This is a genomic window from Pedobacter sp. NEAU-ZC8, from assembly GCF_059278965.1.
Genome location: NZ_JCAJXC010000017.1, coordinates 20,001 through 42,071 on the forward strand (window position 1 = coordinate 20,001; position 22,071 = coordinate 42,071).

16 protein-coding genes are annotated in these 22,071 nt (G+C 45.0%); 9 read left to right on the forward strand and 7 right to left on the reverse strand.

What is annotated here, in order from left to right; all coding sequences use genetic code 11:
• Window positions 1–16: 16 nt before the first annotated feature.
• The 7 genes from AC5WJX_RS13795 (at window position 17) to AC5WJX_RS13825 (ending at window position 11,971) form a co-directional block, all read left to right on the forward strand.
• Window positions 17–1,705 (forward strand): sodium/sugar symporter, encoded by a 1,689-nt coding sequence (locus AC5WJX_RS13795; RefSeq protein ID WP_494484980.1) that lies wholly within the window; start codon window positions 17–19, stop codon window positions 1,703–1,705.
• A 767-nt stretch (window positions 1,706–2,472) separates the two neighbouring features.
• Complete coding sequence (locus tag AC5WJX_RS13800) at window positions 2,473–5,760, forward strand: SusC/RagA family TonB-linked outer membrane protein (protein WP_494484981.1); 3,288 nt, start codon at window positions 2,473–2,475, stop codon at window positions 5,758–5,760.
• A gap of 29 nt (window positions 5,761–5,789) precedes the next feature.
• Entirely contained in the window at window positions 5,790–7,664 is a 1,875-nt protein-coding gene (locus AC5WJX_RS13805; protein WP_494484982.1) for a RagB/SusD family nutrient uptake outer membrane protein, read from the forward strand.
• Window positions 7,665–7,681: 17 nt separating this feature from the next.
• Window positions 7,682–8,644: a formylglycine-generating enzyme family protein gene (locus tag AC5WJX_RS13810; RefSeq protein ID WP_440430967.1), complete on the forward strand. Its 963-nt coding sequence runs from the start codon at window positions 7,682–7,684 to the stop codon at window positions 8,642–8,644.
• Window positions 8,645–8,668: 24 nt separating this feature from the next.
• Entirely contained in the window at window positions 8,669–9,988 is a 1,320-nt protein-coding gene (locus tag AC5WJX_RS13815) for a Gfo/Idh/MocA family protein (RefSeq protein WP_494484983.1), read from the forward strand.
• A gap of 9 nt (window positions 9,989–9,997) precedes the next feature.
• A complete protein-coding gene (locus AC5WJX_RS13820; RefSeq protein ID WP_494484984.1) occupies window positions 9,998–11,020 on the forward strand; it encodes an FAD:protein FMN transferase in 1,023 nt (340 codons plus the stop codon).
• An 81-nt stretch (window positions 11,021–11,101) separates the two neighbouring features.
• On the forward strand, window positions 11,102–11,971 hold the full coding sequence (locus tag AC5WJX_RS13825; RefSeq protein WP_440431006.1) for a hydroxypyruvate isomerase family protein: 870 nt from the start codon (window positions 11,102–11,104) through the stop codon (window positions 11,969–11,971).
• 53 nt (window positions 11,972–12,024) lie between these two features.
• On the opposite strand, the gene AC5WJX_RS13830 is transcribed toward AC5WJX_RS13825, so the two are convergent.
• The 3 genes from AC5WJX_RS13830 to AC5WJX_RS13840 all read right to left on the reverse strand — a co-directional run bounded on the left by AC5WJX_RS13830 (window position 12,025) and on the right by AC5WJX_RS13840 (window position 14,916).
• The gene (locus AC5WJX_RS13830) at window positions 12,025–13,593 is read right to left on the reverse strand and encodes a calcineurin-like phosphoesterase C-terminal domain-containing protein (RefSeq protein WP_494484985.1); all 1,569 of its coding nucleotides are present in this window, start codon (window positions 13,591–13,593) and stop codon (window positions 12,025–12,027) included.
• Between the two features lie 391 nt (window positions 13,594–13,984).
• Window positions 13,985–14,329, reverse strand: coding sequence for a hypothetical protein (locus tag AC5WJX_RS13835; protein ID WP_494484986.1), 345 nt, complete (start codon window positions 14,327–14,329; stop codon window positions 13,985–13,987).
• Between the two features lie 434 nt (window positions 14,330–14,763).
• A complete protein-coding gene (locus AC5WJX_RS13840; protein ID WP_494485031.1) occupies window positions 14,764–14,916 on the reverse strand; it encodes a CatA-like O-acetyltransferase in 153 nt (50 codons plus the stop codon).
• A gap of 305 nt (window positions 14,917–15,221) precedes the next feature.
• Between AC5WJX_RS13840 and AC5WJX_RS13845 the strand changes: the two genes are divergently transcribed.
• A complete protein-coding gene (locus AC5WJX_RS13845) occupies window positions 15,222–15,437 on the forward strand; it encodes a hypothetical protein (RefSeq protein WP_494484987.1) in 216 nt (71 codons plus the stop codon).
• Window positions 15,438–15,748: 311 nt separating this feature from the next.
• Window positions 15,749–16,210, forward strand: a complete 462-nt coding sequence (locus AC5WJX_RS13850) for a nucleotidyltransferase domain-containing protein (protein ID WP_494484988.1) — start codon at window positions 15,749–15,751, stop codon at window positions 16,208–16,210.
• Here AC5WJX_RS13850 and AC5WJX_RS13855 read toward each other — a convergent pair.
• The 4 genes from AC5WJX_RS13855 to AC5WJX_RS13870 form a co-directional block, all read right to left on the reverse strand.
• On the reverse strand, window positions 16,207–16,503 hold the full coding sequence (locus AC5WJX_RS13855) for a hypothetical protein (protein WP_494484989.1): 297 nt from the start codon (window positions 16,501–16,503) through the stop codon (window positions 16,207–16,209). The two genes, AC5WJX_RS13850 and AC5WJX_RS13855, sit on opposite strands and share 4 nt — an antisense overlap.
• 42 nt (window positions 16,504–16,545) lie before the next feature.
• Complete coding sequence (locus AC5WJX_RS13860) at window positions 16,546–16,770, reverse strand: hypothetical protein (protein ID WP_494484990.1); 225 nt, start codon at window positions 16,768–16,770, stop codon at window positions 16,546–16,548.
• A 462-nt stretch (window positions 16,771–17,232) separates the two neighbouring features.
• The gene (locus AC5WJX_RS13865; RefSeq protein WP_494484991.1) at window positions 17,233–18,690 is read right to left on the reverse strand and encodes a SusD/RagB family nutrient-binding outer membrane lipoprotein; all 1,458 of its coding nucleotides are present in this window, start codon (window positions 18,688–18,690) and stop codon (window positions 17,233–17,235) included.
• A gap of 41 nt (window positions 18,691–18,731) precedes the next feature.
• Window positions 18,732–21,917, reverse strand: a complete 3,186-nt coding sequence (locus AC5WJX_RS13870) for a SusC/RagA family TonB-linked outer membrane protein (RefSeq protein WP_494484992.1) — start codon at window positions 21,915–21,917, stop codon at window positions 18,732–18,734.
• Window positions 21,918–22,071 lie beyond the last annotated feature (154 nt).

The window sequence follows — 22,071 nt, forward strand, 5'->3', positions numbered from 1 at the left end:
AAACAATTAAAAGTACATGAATTCATTAGGAACCTACGACTACGTCGTTTTTCTTGTCTACTTCATTATCGTAGCTTCGTATGGCTACTGGGTTTACCACAAGAAAAAATCAGATGCAGAAAACTCGAAAGACTTCTTTCTTGCTAAAGATTCTTTAACCTGGTGGGCGATCGGCGCATCATTGATCGCTTCCAACATTTCTGCCGAACAGTTCATCGGCATGAGTGGCTCCGGCTTCACCATGGGCCTTGCCATTGCAACCTACGAGTGGATGGCTGCAGTAACCCTGATCATCGTGGCGGTCTTCTTTATTCCGGTTTACCTGAAAAATAAGATCTACACCATGCCGCAGTTCCTGGGGCAGCGGTATAACGGTACCGTGGCCATGATTATGGCCATCTTCTGGCTGTTATTGTATGTAGTCGTTAACCTGACATCCATACTCTACCTGGGTGCATTAGCGATAAACAGTATCTCCGGTATCAACATCACCGCATGTATGTATATCCTGGCCATTTTCGCAGTACTGATCACCCTTGGCGGTATGAAGGTTATTGGGTACACCGATGTAATTCAGGTATTCTTTTTAATTCTGGGTGGTTTGGCAACGACCTACCTGGCACTCGAGCTTGTAGCCACACACTTCGGCAGTTCAGGCGTCGCGAGTGGAATGAAGCTGATCACAGAGAAAGCCTCAGACCATTTCCACATGATCTTCAAACAGGAGAATCCAAACTATATGGACCTTCCAGGACTAACCGTACTGATCGGTGGTATGTGGATCGTGAACCTGAACTATTGGGGTTGTAACCAGTACATCACCCAACGGGCATTGGGCGCGGATCTTCAAACGGCAAGAAGTGGTTTGCTATTCGCTGCGGTATTAAAGTTGCTGATGCCTTTAATTGTTGTTGTACCGGGTATTGCGGCATATGTGCTTTACCAGGAAGGCTTTGGTGACTTCCGGAATGCCATGCAGAAAGGCGGTTCATTAAACGCAGATTCGGCTTATCCCGTACTGTTGAACCTCTTGCCGGAAGGTCTTAAAGGGGTATCATTTGCAGCGCTTGCTGCCGCAATAGTCGCTTCTTTGGCCGGTAAAGCGAACAGCATCGCGACGATCTTTACGCTTGATGTTTATAAAAAGGTCATTAACAAGAACGCGGATGAGCATAAGCAGGTAGTCATTGGTCGTATCACGGTGATCGCCGCCATGGTTATCGCCATTGTCATTGCACCACACCTGGGCATGGACAAAAAAGGCGGTTTCCAGTTTATTCAGGAGTACACCGGATTTGTATCCCCAGGCATCTTCGCCATGTTTATTCTCGGTTTCTTCTGGAAAAAAACCACTTCAAATGCAGCATTGTTTGCAACGATCGGAGGCTTCCTGCTATCGGTGTTCTTCAAAGCTTTGCCGAATTTCGCCAATCTGGAATGGCTTAGTCCTTATGGATTTTCAAAGCTCGTTACACAGGAAGATGGCAGCAGGTTATACGAGATTCCATTCCTGGATCGAATGGGATTTGTGTTCCTGATCAGTGTGCTTGTCATGTGGATTATCAGTACCATCGAAGGTCGTAAAGGCGCAAACCCGAAAGGACTGGAGATTGACAGCAGCATGTTCAAAACCAGCAACAGTTTTGCCGCTGGTTCGCTGATCGTGTTGGGTATTATTGTAGCACTTTATACCGTTTTCTGGTAACAGCTTAAATTTTTTGCTTTAGGCCGCACCAATGAAAGTTAGTGCGGCCTTTTTATGCGCTACCAACCTCGGCCACTGTACGGCTCTTCATCGCCTCTTCACCGCCTATTGTTCGCCTATTGTTCGGCTACAGGCGAAGCAAAGGCGGCGGAAAGGTGCCGAAAAGGCTTTGTACCTGCAAAGCTTTCGCCGTAGCAGCGCCTGACGGAGCTAAGCATGAAGTCTTAACTTTTGCTGCTTTTCTCCGTGAATTTTTACAGGAATGCGGAGATGAGCTGAATATTTTCAGCTTTTTATGGAGAAAACCTGAGCAATTAGATCGTATAACATAAAATATACAATCAATAGATTAAATGTTTGGAGGTTATGATTTAAATATTAAATTTGTTTTAACCAAATATATCCTTATGCCTAAACCTTTACCTACCTCAGCAGACTTGACCGGTCACAATGAACCACGTGGCACCCATCAGGTCGATAAAAAGTACCTTTCCTGCTGTTTATTTACAACAAACTTGTCTATTCGAGTCCAGTTTTATTCCGAGAATTACATTTAATTCTTCGGAGCAGCTTCGGCTACCATAATTTCTAGCATTGATCATGCACTGGCTATTTTCTGGCCGGTGAAATCGACTGTATAAATGATTTTAATAGCTCGCCTATGAATAGTTAATAAAAAAAGGAGCGAATGCGCCAACATTCAACTCCTTTTTCCTCCGACAACAGTATGAACCATTATCAGAATTTTAACAATCAACCACAAATTTATGAAAAAAAGGGAACAGTGTACGAACACGCGATGCTTCCGCCTGCGAAAAAACAGGGTCATGATCCTCGCGAATGTGATTTTTGTCTCCAGCCTTTTTGCCTGTGAACAGGCCGCCGCGGCGGCTTTTCCGAACAACTACCTGAGTACCAGCCAAGCTGATATCGTGGTCACCGGTCAGATCACTGATGCTAAAGGCTCCGGCATCCCCGGGGTCAGTGTCAAACTTAAGAACACTACTGTTGCAACAACCACAGATGCTTCCGGACGATACACCATCCGGGTACCGGAAACAGGAGTGCTCGTGTTCAGCTATGTGGGTTACGTCACGAGCGAGCAGCCGGTGAATAACCGCAAATCCATCAGCATCACCCTGCTGGAGGATACCGAAGCACTTTCAGAAGTGATCGTTGTGGGCTACGGCACCCAGAAGAAGGCTGTGGTGTCTGGTGCGGTAACCGCTGTTAAAGGTACCGAGCTGGCAAAAACACCTACAGCCAACTTATCCAACTCCCTGGCCGGTCGCCTTCCCGGTGTCACTGCCGTTCAAGCCAGCGGTGAACCCGGTTATGATGGCTCTGCCATCCGCATCCGCGGGGTAAACTCGCTCGGCAACAACAATGCCCTCATCGTTATCGATGGGGTGCCTAACCGGGCCGGTGGATTGGAAAGGATCAACCCGAACGATATCGAAAGTGTATCCGTACTGAAAGATGCTTCGGCAGCGATCTATGGATCACGTGCAGCAAACGGTGTTATCCTGATTACCACCAAACAAGGTCAGAGCGGTAAAACGCAGGTCTCGTACGATTTCGGTTATGGCTTACAGCAACCTGTACGAATTCCGAAAATGTCGAACTCGGTACAGTATGCCGAGATCCTCAATGAGCTGAACATCTTTGGATCCGACTTGCCGGTAGATCAATGGTCGGCCGCCTGGGAGGCTTTCAAAAATACAGGCTCCTATGTACGGCCGGATAACGGCAATACCTTAAATGCGGCGTACCGCCCTGATGAGATGCAAAAGCTGCGAGATGGCTCCGATCCTTTGCGTTATCCAAACACCGATTGGTACGGGACCACCTTGAGAACATGGGCGCCGCAACAACGCCATAACTTACAGGTAAATGGGGGTACAGAGAATACCAAGTATCTGGTTTCCATGGGCTACCTGGATCAGGATGGCTATTATAATAAATCTGCTACCGGTTACAAGCAGTATGATTTTAGGGTAAATCTGGAATCGAAGTTCAATAAATATGTTACGGCCAATCTGGGCATTACCGGACGTGAGGAGATGCGTAATTTTCCTACGGTCGGTGCGGGCGACATCTTCAGGATGCTGATGCGCGGTAAGCCAACCGAGATTGAGGTCTGGCCAAATGGTTTGCCGGGCCGTGATATTGAGTTTGGTTACAACCCCTATGTTATTGCAACGGACCTTACCGGATACGACCGCGACAGACGGGATTACTTTCAGTCTACTGGCCGTCTGGAAATTCAAATCCCGGGTGTCGAAGGTTTGAAAGTAACAGGTACCGCCTCAATCGATAAGTTCTGGGGTAAACGCAAGCGCTGGCAAACCCCATGGACCTTGTACGATTGGGACAAGAAGACCTTTGAGGCCGACGGGGTAACACCGGTATTGGTGGGCTCCGTGCGCTCGGAGCGGACAGACCCGAGTTTGCAGGAATATGCAGGCGATCAGCTGGCCATTAACCTGATGGGTATGATCAACTATGACAAAAAGATCAAGGATCACCAGTTTAACCTCATGGCAGGTGTTACCCGTGAGAAAGTGGATAACAGTGGCTTTTCTGCTTTCCGCAGATACTTCCTATCAACGGCCTTGCAGGAACTTGTTGGGGGAAGTGATAAAGAACAAGCGATCAGCAATCCAACAGACGAGCCTTATAACCTTTACCGCCGGGCAAGGTTAAGCTACTTCGGAAGGGTAGGTTACAACTACAAAGAGAAGTACCTTGCCGAATTCCTGTGGCGCGCAGATGGTTCATACATCTTTCCGGAGGATAAGCGCTTTGGATTTTTCCCCGGTATTTCCGTGGGTTGGCGTATCTCTGAAGAGCCCTTTTTCAAAAACAACATTTCCTTCGTCAACAACTTAAAGCTCCGTGGATCCTGGGGTCAGATGGGCGCTGAGGCATACTTTGGTGATGCACTTGCAGAATACCAGTATCTAAGTACCATGGGTTTTGGAAACTATGTGATCAATGATCAGCTGACACAAACCTTGTTTGAAAACCGCGTCCCCAACCTTGATTTCGGCTGGGAGGTTGCAAATAATGCGAACATCGGTTTAGACGCGTCTTTCCTGAACAACAAGCTGACCTTAGAGTTGGATGGTTTCTATAACAAACGTACAAACATCTTGATCTCCAGGGGTAATTCTATTCCGGGAAGTTCCGGTATCACTGATAAGTTGCCTCCGGTGAACCTGGGTAAGGTTGATAATAAAGGTTTCGAGTTTAAGTTGGGTTATGCGGATCACTCCGGAGATTTCGGTTACTCGGTTAGCGTGAACGGCGGTTATGCGAAGAATAAGATCGTTTTCTGGGATGAAACCCCTGGTGCACCAGAATGGCAACGCTCCACTGGCATGCCGACTGGCACTGGCCTCGCTTATGAATACACCGGTGTATTCCGGGATCAGGCGGAGATTGATGCCAATCCAATTGACTACACCGGCCTAACGAACAGGCTATTGCCTGGAGACATGAAGTTCAGGGACGTAAATGGGGATGGTAAAATCAACGGTGATGACCAGATCCGGTTGGATAAAACAAATGTGCCGAGGTTTACCGGTGGTTTGAACATTAACCTGACCTATAAGAACTTTGATTTCTCCGCATTAATTCAGGGTGCTACCGGCGGTGTTCAGATTGTAGGTTTAACTGAATCGGGTGATATCGGAAACTTTCTCGAGTGGTCATACATCAACCGCTGGAGTATAGATAATCCAAGCAGTGAGTTTCCAAGACTATCCAACCGTGGGCAGACCTACTATACCGACACCAATAATGCCGCGCAAAATACCTATTGGATCCGCAGTAACAATTATGTGCGCCTGAAGAACGTAGAGCTGGGTTATAGCCTGTCGCCGGAGTTTACCAAGCGGATCGGGTTGCGGTCGCTGAGAGTTTATGCGAATGGCTTGAATCTGTTTACCATGGATAAGATCAAGATCTGGGATCCGGAATCAACAAACTCCAGTGCTCAATATTATCCACAAGCGCGGGTGATCAATGCAGGGATTAAAGCTGGATTTTAGAAACAATGCGAACTGAAAATAAATTTACTATGAGACCGATTTATAGAAATACCTATTTATATGCCCTTGCACTGCTCGCAACAGTAGCGACAAGTTGCAAAAAAGACTTCCTGGCAGTCGAGCCGCCTAACCAGATCTCCGCAGAGCTGGTCTGGCAGGATCCAGCCTTAGCACAAGGCTTTGTAACCGAGATCTACAACGGTCTGGATGTGGGTGGATTTGATGAACAAATGCTTTCGTCATTATCAGATGAATCCATGTTCACGCACCCTAACCGGGGCATCGACCTGATCAATGCGGGTACCATTAACCCGACTACCCTGGGCTGGGTGGATGAAACTTATGGCTACAATCAGATGTATAATCGCATCCGTTCATGTAACATTGTTATTGAAAGACTGGAAGGCGGGGAGAACGGTATCTCCGACCAGAATGTTAAAGACAAATTGCTTGGGGAGGCTTATTTTCTTCGCGGTTACTTCTATCAGCAGCTGCTCCGCTATTATGGAAGTGTACCGCTGATTTCAAAGAGCTACGGCTTAAATGATGATTTTCAGGTTAAAAGGGCCACTTATGAGGAGTGTGTGAACTTTATACTTGCCGATTGCGAGAAAGCGATCGGTTATCTGAATGGACGTACCATGGAAAAAGGCCGGACAACCGCCATGGCTGCAATGGCCTTAAAATCCCGTGTGCTGCTGTATGCCGCGAGTGATCTGCACGATATTCCGACTGCAAAAACGAAGTCTTCCGTGGTTGCCGGTTTTGCAAATCCAGAGTTTCTTGGCTATCTTTCAGGTGACCGAACTGCTCGTTGGACTGCGGCGCAAGCTGCTGCCAAGGCAGTTCTTGATGCAGGTGCTGGTTATAAATTAAACCTTACAGCTCCAGTGACACCGGAAGAAGGACGTATGAACTATAAAAGCATAGCAATGGGTGGCGGCAGCAAGGCGCCAGGCGTTGATGCCTCGGCAGCAACAGAGCTGATTTTTGCCCGCTATTTTATTGATCGCAGTGACATGCGCTATGGTCGTGCAAACGGACCTAACGGTTATCACAACTGGGCCGGAAATACGCCTATCGGTTTACTTGTGGACGATTACGAAATGCTCGACGGTACACCTTTCAGCTGGAACAATCCTGCGCAGAAAGCCAGACCTTACCTGAACAGAGATCCACGCTTCTATGCCACGATCCTGTATGATGGGGCAGACTGGAAACCGCGGAACCTGGTGTCGGGGAATGTAGACCCTGCAAATCAGATCCAGACTGGTGAATACGACCTGCAAGAGGGTTCCAATGTAATTACTTTCAAAGGTCTTGATACCCGTGGCAGTTCTATTGAAAACTGGAACGGCAGCTGGACCGGTTATTACACCCACAAGTTTATTGATCCGGATCCGAACATCATAGAAGCTTCCAATCCACAGTTCGTGCCATGGCCTTTCTTCCGCTACACGGAAGCCGTGTTTAACTATGTGGAAGCCAGTATTGAACTTGGTCAGGAGACTGAGGCACTTTTATGGCTCAACAGAATTCGCTACCGTTCAGGGATGCCTGCGATCACCGCAAGCGGCACAGCTTTAAGAGATGCTTATCGTCATGAGCGCCGCATTGAGATGGTATATGAAGAGCAGCGCTACCATGATGCACGCCGCTGGATGATTGCTCCGGAGACCCTTGGCCGTAAAACAACCTATATCAAGGTGACCGGTAAGTTCAAGCCTGGACAGACACTTTCTGCGCCATACCGCCATGATGAGACCATTTATAACTATACCTATACGCCTACGGTAGAAACCGCCCAGGAGAATCGCAAGTGGGAGGACAAAATCTACTTCAGGCCTTTTAGCCGTGACGAAATCAATAGAAATAATCAACTGATACAAAACCCCGGATATTAAATCCGATTAGACTGCCGATGAGAATAAGAATTTTTGGTGTATTAACGTTCATGTGGGCTTCCTCTTTCTGCTATGCACAGCAGAAAGGGAAGCCTTACGTGCAAGAGATCAATGGGACGAAGCTGTCCTTCTCCATGCAGCCGGTACCGGCTGGTGAATTTATGATGGGCAGCAACAAGGGCAATCCCGACGAGAAGCCGGTGCATAAGGTCAGGATCAGCGAATTCTGGATGGGTACGCATGAGCTGACCTGGGACCTGTATGAAGCTTTCCTGTATAAGGACTATGAAACGACACACAGCATTGGCGCTGTGCCGGCGAATGTGGATGCGGTAACGCGGCCCACGAAACCTTATTTGGATATGACCTTCGGCATGGGTAAGGAAAACCATCCGGCACTGGCCATGACACATTACAATGCCATCCAGTACTGTAAATGGCTTTATGCCAGGACTGGTGTTTTTTACCGTTTACCAACCGAAGCAGAATGGGAGTATGCCGCCAGGGCAGGCAGTACCACCGAGTATGCTTTTGGTGATGATGCAGCTGCCTTGGGTGAATATGCCTGGTATAAGGATAACAGCGGCGGGAAATCCCAGCAGGTGGGCAAGAAGAAGCCGAACAAATGGGGCATCTATGACCTGTACGGCAACGTGGCGGAATGGACTTACGACCAGTATCAGGCCGACTATTACGCCAGTGTAAAAGATGGTCAGCAGGACCCGGTAAATGTGCCGGACAAGCTCTACGCCCATGTGATCAGAGGAGGCTCGTATGAAGATGTGGCGAAAGACCTTCGTTCCGCGGCGCGTCTGGCATCTGATCCGGCATGGAAGCAGATTGATCCACAGATCCCAAAGAGCAACTGGTGGTTCCCGGAAGCGCCCTTCATTGGCATGCGCCTGGTGCGCCCGGCGGTGCAGCCCTCGGAAGCAGAGATCAAGAAGTATTATGATACCCCAGCAATTCCTGATTATTAAAACTAAAAACCAAATATTAACAGAATGGAAAACGAAAAATTATCTGGTCAACGTAGAGACTTTTTAAAGGCCGGCGCATTGTTAACCGGCGGCATACTGCTAGACCAATTCGCATTTGCTGCAGGACACTCCGGCGTAAATGACACCATAAAGATCGCACTAATTGGATGTGGAGACCGGGGTACCGGTGCTGCTTTCCAGGCTTTAAGTACCAAATCTAACCTGAAGCTGGTGGCCATGGCTGATGCTTTTCAGGACCGGATGGATCAAAGCTATAAGCTGCTGAGTGATAAGTTCAAAGATAAGGTCGACGTACCTGCAGATCGCAGGTTTGTAGGCTTCGACGGCTACAAAAAGGCTATTGCCTTGGCAGATGTCGTTTTACTTGCAACCCCTCCGGGCTTCAGACCGATGCATTTTGAGGAAGCGGTAGACAAAGGTAAACATGTGTTCATGGAGAAACCTGTTGCCGTGGATTCACCAGGGATCCGTAAGGTGCTTGCTGCAGCAGAGGTTGCCAAAAAGAAGAAATTAAACGTTGTGGTAGGATTGCAGCGCCGCTACCAGACCAACTACCGCGAAACTATGAAACGCATTCAGGATGGTGCGATAGGGGATATCGTCGGCGGACAGGTGTACTGGAACAGTGGCGGTGTATGGGTGAAACCACGTCAGCCACAACAAACAGAAATGGAATACCAGATGCGTAACTGGTATTACTTCAACTGGCTTTGCGGGGATCACATCGTAGAACAGCACGTACATAATATCGACATCGCCAACTGGGCGAAAAATGCCTATCCGGTTTCAATCCAGGGTACCGGAAGCCGCGCCTGGAGAACAGGTAAGGACTACGGCGAAATTTATGACAACCATGCGGTAGAGCTTACTTATGCTGATGGCGCGGTGATCTACAGCCAATGCCGCCATTTCGAAGGTACGGCAAACCGTGTGGATGAAACCTTCCAGGGCACTAAGGGCAGGACCTACCTTTCTGCGAACAACCAGGGCATACTTTGGGACCATACCGGAAAAGAGATCTTTAGTCACCCCACAAAAGGAAATGCAAACCCCTACCAGACGGAACATGATGAGTTATTTGCAGCGATCAGCAAAGGCGAATACAAGTTTGCTGATGCCGAACGCGGAGCGAAAAGCTGTCTGACCGCAATCATGGGCCGTTATGCAACTTACTCGGGGCAGACCATTAAGTGGGATGAGGCCTTGAATGCAAACAACAGCCTGTTCCCGGAAACGCTGGCATGGGATGCTAAACCGAGGATACTGCCGGATGCAAATGGTTTATATCCGATTCCAACACCGGGGAAAACGAAGGTGATCTAAAGAATTTCGGTGCTTATTTACAGATCAACCATTATTTGTCTGTTATTGCTGTTCCCCTTTCTTTTTAAATCCGGGGAACAGCAGTTATATACCATCACAGGCTTTGCACAGGGTACAGGGTACAGCCTGCGATATTATGCGGATACCGAAGGGGTATCTAAAGCGGAGGTAGACAGCTTGCTGCAGCAGATTGATGCTTCCATGTCTTTGTATAAGCCGGGGTCATTGATCAACCAGTTCAATAGTGCCGGGCGGCAGCTGCTTGTGGACGATGGATTTCGGACGGTTCTTCAAAAGTCTTTTGAGATCTATTACAAAACCGCTGGCCGCTTTGATATTACCGTTGCTCCGCTTGTACAATTGTGGGGCTTTGGACCAGTTGCGGTGCAAGGCTTTCCGGACAGCAGTGAGGTGCGTGAAACCTTAAAGCAGGTGGGTATGAGCAAGCTTAAACTGAAGGGGAATATGCTCTACAAAGCGGATCCTAAGATACGCATCGACCTGAATGGTATTGCGCAGGGCTATAGTGTTGATCAGGTCGCGGGATTTTTGAAGCGGCGGGGTATTCAGTCTTACATGGTCGAAATCGGTGGGGAAGTGGTTGTTCATGGCCCTAAGCCGGATGGCAGCGGTTATAGGATTGGCATTGAAGGTCCTGTTCCGGAGCATGCAAGTCTGAAAGCGAAGGAAGGGGCTGCGGCCTTTCGGCATATTGTGGAGCTTAAGCAAGGTGCAATCACGACTTCCGGGAACTTTAACAAATACCTGAAGTATAAAGATGGGAAGATCAGCCACCTCATCAACCCGAAGACGGGCTACCCATTGGAAAACCGCATGATCAGCGTAACCGTGTATGCCAGGGATGCCATTACTGCGGATGGGTACGATAATGCGCTGATGGCGATGGATGTGGAGCAGGCAATGGCATTTGCCAGGAAAGCAGATTTAGAAGCATATTTCATCTACCACAAACCGGATGGCCGTGTGGCAGATACGCTTACCAGTGGATTTAAAAAGCTGCTGGTAAATTAACCAATTATAATCATCATGAAACGAGGAGAATTTTTAAGAAATAGCCTGCTGGCAGGCGGATCATTGATGGCAGGATCCATCATGTCTGCTGATGCAGCAACGGTTGCAAGCGAGAATCTTGCGGCATCGCAAAAAGGTAAGACCTTTAATCTGGACTATGCCCCGCATGAAGGCATGTTCGCCAATAGCGCAGGTAAGAACTTCCTGGATCAGATCCAGTTTATGTACGATCAGGGCTTCCGTTCGATCGAAGACAATGGCTACCTGAACCGTCCGGTAGAGGAGCAGACCAAGATCGGGAACCTGCTGGCCAAGCTGGGCATGCGCATGGGGGTGTTCGTGGTAGACGGCGGCGATAACTGGAAGACCTCACTGACCACCGGAAAAAAGGAGTTTAAGGACAAGTTTATTGATACCTGCAAGCGATCTGTGGAAGCGGCGAAACGCTGTAATGCCAAATGGCTGACCGTTGTGCCGGGCTTCTATGAACGTAAACTACCTTACGGTATTCAGATGGCCAATGTTGTGGATGCCATGCGTGCCGGAGCGGAAATCTTTGAACCTGCCGGCCTGATCATGGTGCTGGAAACGCTGAGTGATACGCCGGAGTTGTTCTTGCAACAGACCCATGAAACCTATAACGTATGTAAGGCCGTAAATAGCCCTTCCTGTAAGATCCTGTACGATATTTATCACATGCAGAAAACTGAAGGTAATCTGATCGTGAACATGGACCGTTGCTGGGATGAGATTGCCTACATCCAGATTGGGGACAATCCTGGGCGTAAGGAACCTACCACTGGTGAGATCCACTACAAGAATTTGTTTAAGCACATTCACAGCAAAGGTTATAAAGGAGTTATGGGGATGGAACATGGGAACTCCAGGCCTGAGAAAGCAGGTGAGCTGCGGGTTATCGAAGCCTACCGGGAAGTTGATCAGTTCATTTAGATATAAAAAAGGCTCCAGTATTCGGAGCCTTTTACTAATATGTTGCGCTTGATCTATTTCTCCAGGACCTCAATGGTTTTTTGCTGAAGGTGTTTCCGGCCAAACATATCGGTGGCACGAACTTCAACAGTATGCTTGCCAACGTCTAGTTTTGGCAGGTTTACGCGCCACAAGTGACTTGACTTTACCGGGTCTGAAGGTCGTCTGCCTTCCTGTAAACTTGTTGCACCATCATACTCGTATAGATTGGCTGTATAATGCGGGTCAATGTCTGTCGTGTATTTCATTGCTTTCCATTCAGCGCCATCTATACGGTATTCTACAAGATCATCTTTAGTGCCAATGAAGAAATTTGCGTATAGCGGGTGGCGGGTAACATATTTTCTGGCAACCACTGAGGTACCATAGAGCCTGATCTGATAGTCTGGGCGTTCACCGGCAACCTTATAATCAAAGGCGTACTTATTATCTTTAATCTTCAGGAACATGTATCCTTTTGGCGTTCCATCGCGCATGGTAGAACTCGGGACGCCCTGCTTGTTGAAGGTGCCTGAATACCAGTCACCCGAGGTTGTGCCTACATTATATTCATGGTGCGGTTTTGCCTGTTTCCATCCGTCTTCAGCTTTGTAGAAAAGCTGTGTCTGATAGTGGGTGTGTGCGGATAGGGAGAGGGTATTTGGAAAAGGTTGCAGCAGGTCGAACAGACGCTGGCGGTCCTCATTACGAAAAACATCGGAATTTTCGTGGTACAACGGAATGTGGAATGCCAGAACGATCAGCTTGTCTTTTGGCACAACTTTAAGGTCATTTGCTAACCAGTCCAGCTGGTCTTTACGAAACCCGCCGAGGTATCCCTTCCCGGTACGTGGGTTCGGATACAAAATGTCGTCCAATACGATAAAGTGGGCATTGCCATAGTTGAACGAGTAATTATTCGGTCCGAATGCTGCTTCAAATCCCTCGTCAGATAAAGAGTCTGTAGTAACATCGTAGTTCATATCATGATTGCCCATGACATTGAACCAGGGTAGGCCGAGTTCAGCGATGGCATCAATGTATGGCTTGTGCAGACTTAGATCATCGCCGACGAGATCTCCTAAGCTCAAGCCAAAAGTGGCACCCCGATTTTGTTTTGCCTCTGCAACAATACCTTTTCTGAAGTACTCCATTTCGTCAAGAGTATAGGCCTGCGGATCACCAAAAACCAAGGCTGTGAATTCCGTTTCCACTTTGGCCGCATGCAATGGAAAATTCAGTTGAGCAGGAAGTTTTCCGGTTGCTGGTACACCGGCATATTTAAGCTTTGGAGCGCCCTCCGGTTTGTGTATGTAGTAGAATTTTGGTTGATTATTCTCGTCCAGCGGAAGGCTGTATCCGGCGGGTTTACTTACAAAAAGGATATTATCTTTTCCCACTGGCAATTGATATTTTCCATTTTGGTCGGTTTCAACTACCTGCAAGCCATTGCTGACAGCAACACCGGAGATGCCTTTTTCATCCCGGTCGAACTTACCGTTCTTGTTCAGATCGTTGAATACGGTCCCTTTTGCAATCTCTTGTGCACTGGCCAGCTGTGTAAGGCATAATAATAAGCTAGCAAATAATAGGTGTTTATTCATACTTATAGTTTTGCCGCAAAACTATCCTGGTCAGGTTAAGTCAGCATAAGTTTAATACAAACAAATTGTAAAGCAAGGATTGTGAAGGTAATAAGGATCATGAGATTGTACGGCTGCTTGCTGTCAGAAAAGGATCATTAGATCGATATTTTACAAAATCCGCTTTTTTATTAAGCAGTTTTTTGGTATTCATATGGCTGACAATTGTCTGCTGAATTCGATTTTAGATTTGTTAGTACCAAACTCTTAAGGCAAGATGTCTATATCTGCATGGAACCCTTCTTTTCTTGAGACAGGCATTAATATTTCAAGCACATGGTGCCTTAACCTTTCAGTTAAAGAAAAAATACTAGGTGTGGGTTCTATAATTTAGCCTTTAAGCTTCCTTTGTTTAGGTACGGCTACTTTGCTTGATTGTCAAAAGTAGATTATAACGTTCCATTAAGTCCAGATACTTTTCTTTCCAAACATCCAGTTTTTCTAGGTTTTCCGCCCCTAAAAACGATCTTGGATCAACAATGAAATCCTCCGAGATGAACTGGGTAGGGAATTCGACAGAAAAGTCATGTTTAATCGCTTGACCGATTTTTATAATTATTTCTGGTTTAAGTTGTAGTTGTAAGAACCAGTTATAGATCGAACGTCTATTCACACCAGTTAGTTTTGCCAGGTCTGTTATGGAATGTCCCTCTCTTCTAATTACTTTTTCAACTATCGCGCCACTATGTTCTAACATTATTGTATTTATTTATCATGAGGTAGATTGTCTTATACGGATGTTGTAAAAGTAATAGATTTCACAGTAATGGCCACATAAGTTTACAATATTTCTCATTTTCTCTTTGTTAATTTAATATGAATATTATAATGAACACTATTTTCCATATAATAGAAATCGAGAGAAGTGGCTATGAAGAGATGGTAAAGCTGTTAGTTGCAGTAACAAATAGCATCTTCAGAAGCAAGCACTCCGGTAGGGGCCCGTTTAGCAAAGCATGATTCTAAGTTTTGTTTGGTCGCATGTTGACGCAAAAGGTCCCTTTAAAGTAAATGATAGGCAAGAGGTAAATTATTTCACATATTTAATACAAAAACCACTTCTCGTTCATATCATGAAAAGTGGTGAAATTCGAAAGGGACAGGATAATCAATATAAAATAGGCACTTTCATTATTGGTTCATCAATCGCTGAAATTTGTTTACAAATAGCCCTACATGATAGCGTCCCATTAAGCCATGATGAACATGAATAGAGACCGGCATTGTATTAACGCCGTTTTGTTCTGTCAACTTGCCAAAACACATTTTCGGGCAGCTATATATGTCCCTTCATTCCTTGAGACAGATCTAAGCTGGACATTATACAAACTCCGTAAGCGGATGTTTCAGCAAAAGGAAAAAGTTTATACGTCCACAATAATATAAGTTCAAACGGTATAGTAATTGAAAGCGTAGTGCGTACCAACCTACGTATTCTCTTTTAATGCACAGTTTTTAGTTCAATTGTCTAGATTGTTCCATTTCTTTTTTTTCAGATCTGAGCTCCCATCTCGTAGGCTGAATTCCAGCCCATCGATAATGTCTCCTTCCGTATTTACACCAATATGCTGCAAATTCAATTTCCGTATTTGCGTATAGTTTATGCGAGCCACGTACCTGCCTGGGAGCAGTCCAATATAGGAGAAATAGGCATCTGGCTCCGTCATTATGCTAGTGATCAACTGGCATTGATCATTGAGAAGATCAACGACAATGAGTCCTTGTCCTTTTCGTCCATCAACGTCTGTAAGGTATACGTAGCCGGATACTTCAGACACAACAGACACTGGTACTTCAGAAAATGACAATTTCTAAAAGGCTTTGCTAATTATCCTAGATCACATAATTACAGCAAAAGAGAAAGTTTCGTTTTGTAAGATAATTCCTTCGTCTTTCTGCCAGTTACAGAAGTGCTGATTTATCTTACTTATACAAGCCCTTTTCTGATAATCAATTGGTTATAGATGCATAACTCTGAGCGTTTAGGCTGTCTTGCGTGCGATTTAGAAAAGCTCAATTCAATCATTCTGGGAATCGTAATTTTTCATGTAGCCATACCTAAAATAACTTTTATCTAATATAACAACTCCTATCTTAGCAGAGTAAACAAATCGTGATGCAGAAGGAATTTGCAAAGAATGTAGTCGATGTCTTGAAAGATGATCAGACAATCATTGGATTGGCGGGCGCTGGTTCATGGCTTACTAACGAAATTGACAAGTGGTCGGATCTCGATCTGGTAGTAATAACTAGAGATAATTTAAATGCTGACAAATTAAAGATGCTTGCATATGCCAAACGCTTTGGAAATTTGCTTTCGGCATTTACTGGGGAACACGTTGGCGAAAAGCGGCTATTAATTTGTTTATACGATGATCCGCTTCTACACGTGGATATAAAATTTGTAACGTTAAATGAATTTCATAACCGGATAGAAAATCCATTTATTCTTTTGGATCGGGATAACAAAGTTAAGGATGTAATTGGGAATACCCTGCCTGAATTTCCAAGGCCGGACTTCCAATGGATTGAAGACAACAAAAGACCAATCTGCATCGATTGGCAAACGATACATTAAGACGGCGATGAAATAGGCTCAAAACTAGACAAAGCAAATAGCAAATCCTGGTCTGTAATGTTCTCAGGGTGCTTAAGTTGAGCAACGATCAGCACCTTGCTAAAACTTATCATTCCTTTCGAGGTCCTGATTACAATCCATTCAGATTGCATCGTATGACTTAGATAGTTTCCAACATCTGCGTGAAAATAGGATACTCTTATTAAAAGCTCAATAATCGCATAAACAGGTATCTTTTCAGCATCCATTATAAGTACTTTTTTATAAGCAATAATCCATGTATCTCGGAGCATTTTTTAAAATCCACTGGTGCCGCTGGAAACAATATTATTGCGCTATCCTTCAGAAGCCACTTCGTGTTTTCCTTCAGTATTCACTTTTGCAGCCAATATCTTAGCTAATTCTTTAGCACTTTCTTTGATTGCCTTTTCAAGCTTTTTTGAACTTGGTGCTAAGTCCTTAACTATAGCTGTAAGTTCCAGGTTCAACTTTGACTTGAGTTCTTTTCTAACAGCTTTCCTGGAGGTTTTCACTGAGGGGGTAAGTTTCTCTTTTTTCATTCTAAGCACTTGATCTGACAAAATTAGGTTATCAGATTATTAATGTCGCATTATCTTTATGTTAACTGATTTAAGATAGTTAACAAAGAATTGCTTATTTAACTGTTTCATTAATTGCCTGATCTATTGCTGGTAACATTGATCTAAGTTGCACATTTCAAGAAGAAATTGTGATAAAGAATTCTGCTAAGTAGACCAAATTGGTTGCAGCAACTAGTTTAGTTATGTATTAGTGATTAGCCGATTTTGGCCCAAAATAGCAAGGCGCCCTGCGATAAATGCAGGGCGCCTTGTGATATAATAAGAACCACTAACCAGTAAACTTTGTCACTTAGCTACAGGCCGTTAGGTGGCAAATTTACATTTCATGAATCATCAGATAATTGGATTTAAAATAGTTTTCATAATTCGGGCAATGATTAATATTTTCATGTGTTTAGCAAGCTCCATCATGGATTAACATTACTGTTCCCACCAAACTCTGGTCATGACATTATCCCCGCCAATACGATCAGCTGCAATTTTGTAATTTTCAGGGTTAAACTGCCGTACATCACTGTGGTACATAAAGCGTTTTGGCATTACACCATCATGAATCATGTAAGGGGTTGTTGGCAGCTTTGGAAATCCAGTACGTCGGTATTCAAACCATTGCTGATAGTCATTAAAAAACAGCCCTAAATACTTCTGATTCATAATCTGTTCCAAGGTCCCGTTAAAGGTTGCCTTTTCGTTCATGAAATAGTCGGCAGGCATTTGGCCATTTTTCCATTGAGTAATGGAGGCGGTAACAGCTTTCTCGTAGGCTTCTTGAGACGCTGCCAGATTACCGGTTTTTAAAGCAACCTCGGCTTTGATAAACTCCACCTCTGCATAACTCATCATAACCTCCAATATTTCTGTACCAACAGCAGCTGGGTACATTAAATCTCCATTTGGAGTGCTTGGGGTGTAGTTGAATTGTGAAGCGTCTCCTGAGTGACCTGAGGGAATACCTTTGTAGCCAATGTCTATAGCAGTACCATTTTCAATTCTGCTGGCTTTGGTCATAAACAGCGCTCTTCTTGGATCCTCCAGATCGTTTAACATGTTGACGAAGAACTCGCCCATTGCGGTAGCATTTACATAGTCCTGACGACGACTCCATGCATAGTCATAGGGTGCAATCCCGGAAATTTTAACGATCGCCGCTTCATTATTGCTGTTGAATACAGGGTACTTAGCAGGATCTGCAATCATAGTATTTATGCGATTATAGCTATCAAATTCGGGTTTTTTGGATACCCGAAGTAGCATTCGCATCAGTAAAGAATTGTTGAACTTACGCCAGTTGGCTTTATTATTATTGTAAAGCAGGTCATTTCCGCTCATTACACCTTCTTCGGCATAGATCATATTTGCCTGTTCGAGTTGTTGAATCAGCGAAGTATATATTTCCTGTTGCGTATCAAATTTTGGCTTTTCGATATTCTCTTCTGCCCTCAATGCTTCTGAAAAGGGGACATCACCAAAACTATCCGTAAGAATCCCCCCAATGTAGGCTTTCAAAGTCACGGCCACAGCTCGATAGATAGGCTGCTGGTATGCGTCAGCAGCAGCCTCCATTTCTCTGATATTTCGCAGGTAACGATAGGTGGTATTCCAGGTCCCATTTCCCGCTGACTCAGAGACATCATAGCGGTGAATACCAAGAGCGACACTTGGATTTGGTAGTCCAACCTGCATAAGCTGCCAGGTAAAGTCATTGCTTCGCACAGTAAAGTAAGTACTCATGCCGTATACCGTTGGTGTAAGCAAGCTGGCCGGGGTTACTTTTTCAATCAAGTTTGGATTAGTATTCAGGTTTTCAAAGTCCTTGGTGCAAGATGAAATCACCAAAGTATTTAGAATCAGAGCAGCAGCGATTATATGTTTTTTCATTTTAAGTATTAGTAAAGGCTAAAGCCTAATGATCAAATAGATTAAAGCGTTAAGCGCAGGTTTAAACCAAAGGTTCTGGTGCTTGGCATCTGTCCCATTTCCACGCCAGGCATAATACTGGAACCATTGAAGGCTGCCGTTTCAGGATCAAATATTGGGAACTTAGAAATCATGGCCAGGTCCCTTCCATATAGGGCAACGCTGGCACCGGAGATTTTAACCTTGTTTAAGAAGCTTTTTGGAAGTCTATACTCCAGCCGTACTTCTCTCAATTTAAGATAAGAGGCATCAAAACTATTTGTTTCAACGTTTGCACGGCGATAATAGTCAGCATACCAGGTGTTAATTGGAACCCGGGTTGTATTCGGGGAGAAGGACCCATCAGCGTTCTGTACTACGCCTTCTCCGATTACGCCACCTTCTTCCCGGCCGGCAAGAGTATGCTTTAACTTACCGGTTTCCGTAAGCTTATGATGTGTTTGAGAATACACAATTCCACCATACTGTCCGTCGATCAAAACACCCAAGGTCAGGTTCTTGTATCTAAATTCGTTATTAAAACCACCTTTCCAATCTGCGTAGGCATTGCCGATTTTAACTTTTTGTGTAGGACGTACTGCAAGGCCGGTTTTGGCATCAAACAATACTTGGCCTGCATCATTTCTAACCAATCCAAAGCCCCAAAGATCCCCAGTGGAACCGCCTTTGGTCACAATAGTCTGAACGGCACCAGCTCCACTTGATGCAATAATTTGCTGATAGCCTTCAATGTCTTCACTTAGTTCGAGCACCCTGTTCTGGTTTTTGGACCAGGTGAGGGTGGAAGTCCAGTTGAAATTTGCCGATACCACTGGTTTCAGGCTTAGCATTACTTCAATACCGCGGTTTCGAATCACCCCGCCATTGATCCAGGCCTGACTAAAGCCAGTGGTAATATCAAGAGGTACGGAAAGCACCTGGTTTCTGGTTGTTGTTGTATAAACGTTTAGGTCTGCGTCAATGCGATTATTTAGAAGCGAGAAGTTGATACCTGCCTCCCAGGAGTTGGTTTTTTCGGGTTTCAAGGCAGCGTTGTGTAATACACTCGGCGCTTCAGCGGAACCTGGAAATTTTGAGGTACCGTAGTATTTGCGAGTTTGATAAGGATCGGTATCTGAACCAACCTGTGCCCAAGATAATCTTAACTTTGCATAGGAGATGGCCTTGGGTAGTTGAAATATATCGCTCAGAATATAACTGGTACTCACCGAAGGATAGAAATACGAGTTATTGCCTGATGGCAAGGTCGATGCCCAGTCGTTCCGGCCGGTCACATCTAAAAAGATTTTGCCATCCCAGCCAAAGTTTACAAAACCGTAAACGCTATTAATTTCTTTTTCCGTAAGCTGGTTTTCTGCAATTGGTGATGTTAGGGCATTAGACAATTTATAAACGCCAGGTAAGAGCAAGCCTCTGGCAATGGAGTTGTTCACTTTTACACTTCTGCTCATTAGATTGCCTCCAATTGAGGCACGCAAATCTAGCTTTGGTGTAATTTTATCCGTAAAGCTCAGTAATGCATCCGTGTTTGACTCAAAAAAGCTGACATCTTGTTGTTTGTAGTATCCTAATGGAAAGTTTGCTGTGTCGAAATTTCGCTTTTGCTCGATTTGGTCCTCCCGGGTACTAATTCCCGATCGAAACATCAAATCCCACTTTTTATTGAAGGAATAAACACCTTGAAGGTTACCGTCAATATTGTGACTATTGATACTGTTGGTCATCTCGTATGCAATCAGGTACGGATTTTCGATATAGGAACTAAAAGGATGTAATTGTTGTAATTGCTCCTGACCCTTCATCCATCGAGGTTTATACCAGTCCAGGCTAACGTTTGGGTTTTGAAGGATCATGAAATAGGCTATACTTTGATTATTATAACCAGTTCCGGGCAAGTTGTCACTTGATTTGTTGGTGTAATTAAACTTCCCATTCAGCTTTAACTTGTCTGAAAGCTTCAAGTTTGTATTTAGGGATGCCACCAGCCTTTCAAAACCGGTATTAGGCATGATCCATTCATTTTTTGTGTGTGACACCGAACCTCTGGCAGTAAAACTTTCATTACCACCATCAAGTGATACGCTGTTCTGAATGGTGTATCCTGTTCTCCAGAAGTTCTTTATACTATTTTCCTTGTATGGAACCCATGGTGTTCTGGTTGCACCTTGCGCTTCAGTAACTGGGTCATATTGGAAAAAGCTTTGACCTGCGAATTTTGGGCCCCATGCACTTGATGTACTTCCGGTGTTTGGCCCATCTTCTGATGCACCGTAGGAATAATATAGCTCACCTGCTGCATTTCTGTTTTGAACGCCCTGTCCATATTCATATTGGTAATCTGGCCATCGTAAGATATCATTGAAACTTGTATTTGAGTTGAAACTCACACCAAGTCCATCTTTTCTTGCCTTGCCAGACTTGGTTGTAATGATAAGTGCACCGTTATTTGCACGACTACCATAAAGTGCAGCAGCAGCCGCACCTTTTAATACCGTTACGGATTCAATGTCATCTGGATTAAGGTCGGAAACACCATTACCAAAATCAATTGGAATATCATTGTCACCCCCTGCTGAAACAGCGCCATATGCATCGTTTACTCCCGAAGTAACAATTCCTGATGCCATCGGAACCCCGTCAATGACGATCAGCGCATCATTGCCATTTGGTTTCAGTGAACGGTCTCCGCGTAGGTTGATCCGTGTACTGTTAAACGGGCCTGAACCACCTTGAGTTAAGTTTAATCCGGGCACTTTGCCCTTGAGCGCGTCTGACCAGTTATTTGATGGTGCATCAGAGATGCTTTTTCCTTCAACCTTCGTAATACTGTATCCTAGAGACTTTTCCTCTCTTTTTATTCCTAAGGCAGTTACTACTACTTCGTTCAGTTCGTTGTCGGCACTAACAAGTGTAACTACTAAATTTTGCTGATCGCTGTTTATTACTTGTTTCTGAGCAGTATAGCCAATCATACTAAACGAAAGCTCTGTTCCCTTAGCTACCCTGATGTTGAATTCACCATTTCCATTTGTCGCGCCAAGTGCTTTCCGGTTTTGATTACTTATGGTAACCCCTGGAATAGGTGATCCATCCTTTCCATCTTTGACCATCCCTTTTACGGTGATGATCTCTTGTTGTTGGCTGATAATCACTGGCATTTTCAAAGATGCCTGAACTAGTAGCGGCATATGGCCCAAGGTTGCTAAGGCTGAGAAGGTAATTAGCCTTGCTGTATTATTAAATTTATTGAGATTTTTCCTGGTAAATGCTTGCTTCATTATACTTATAGATCCTGTTTGTTGCATTACGAAACCATTTCGTTTTTATGCCGCAAAGATCCAG

Coding starts and splice junctions, on each gene's coding strand:
- AC5WJX_RS13835 (WP_494484986.1), bottom strand. CDS start 14,329: ATGTTAGAACATAGTGGCGCGATAGTTGAAAAAGTAATTAGAAGAGAG.
- AC5WJX_RS13810 (WP_440430967.1), top strand. CDS start 7,682: ATGAGAATAAGAATTTTTGGTGTATTAACGTTCATGTGGGCTTCCTCT.
- AC5WJX_RS13855 (WP_494484989.1), bottom strand. CDS start 16,503: ATGCTCCGAGATACATGGATTATTGCTTATAAAAAAGTACTTATAATG.
- AC5WJX_RS13850 (WP_494484988.1), top strand. CDS start 15,749: ATGCAGAAGGAATTTGCAAAGAATGTAGTCGATGTCTTGAAAGATGAT.
- AC5WJX_RS13800 (WP_494484981.1), top strand. CDS start 2,473: ATGAAAAAAAGGGAACAGTGTACGAACACGCGATGCTTCCGCCTGCGA.
- AC5WJX_RS13865 (WP_494484991.1), bottom strand. CDS start 18,690: ATGAAAAAACATATAATCGCTGCTGCTCTGATTCTAAATACTTTGGTG.
- AC5WJX_RS13830 (WP_494484985.1), bottom strand. CDS start 13,593: ATGAATAAACACCTATTATTTGCTAGCTTATTATTATGCCTTACACAG.
- AC5WJX_RS13805 (WP_494484982.1), top strand. CDS start 5,790: ATGAGACCGATTTATAGAAATACCTATTTATATGCCCTTGCACTGCTC.
- AC5WJX_RS13795 (WP_494484980.1), top strand. CDS start 17: ATGAATTCATTAGGAACCTACGACTACGTCGTTTTTCTTGTCTACTTC.
- AC5WJX_RS13870 (WP_494484992.1), bottom strand. CDS start 21,917: ATGCCGCTACTAGTTCAGGCATCTTTGAAAATGCCAGTGATTATCAGC.
- AC5WJX_RS13825 (WP_440431006.1), top strand. CDS start 11,102: ATGTCTGCTGATGCAGCAACGGTTGCAAGCGAGAATCTTGCGGCATCG.
- AC5WJX_RS13860 (WP_494484990.1), bottom strand. CDS start 16,770: ATGAAAAAAGAGAAACTTACCCCCTCAGTGAAAACCTCCAGGAAAGCT.
- AC5WJX_RS13815 (WP_494484983.1), top strand. CDS start 8,669: ATGGAAAACGAAAAATTATCTGGTCAACGTAGAGACTTTTTAAAGGCC.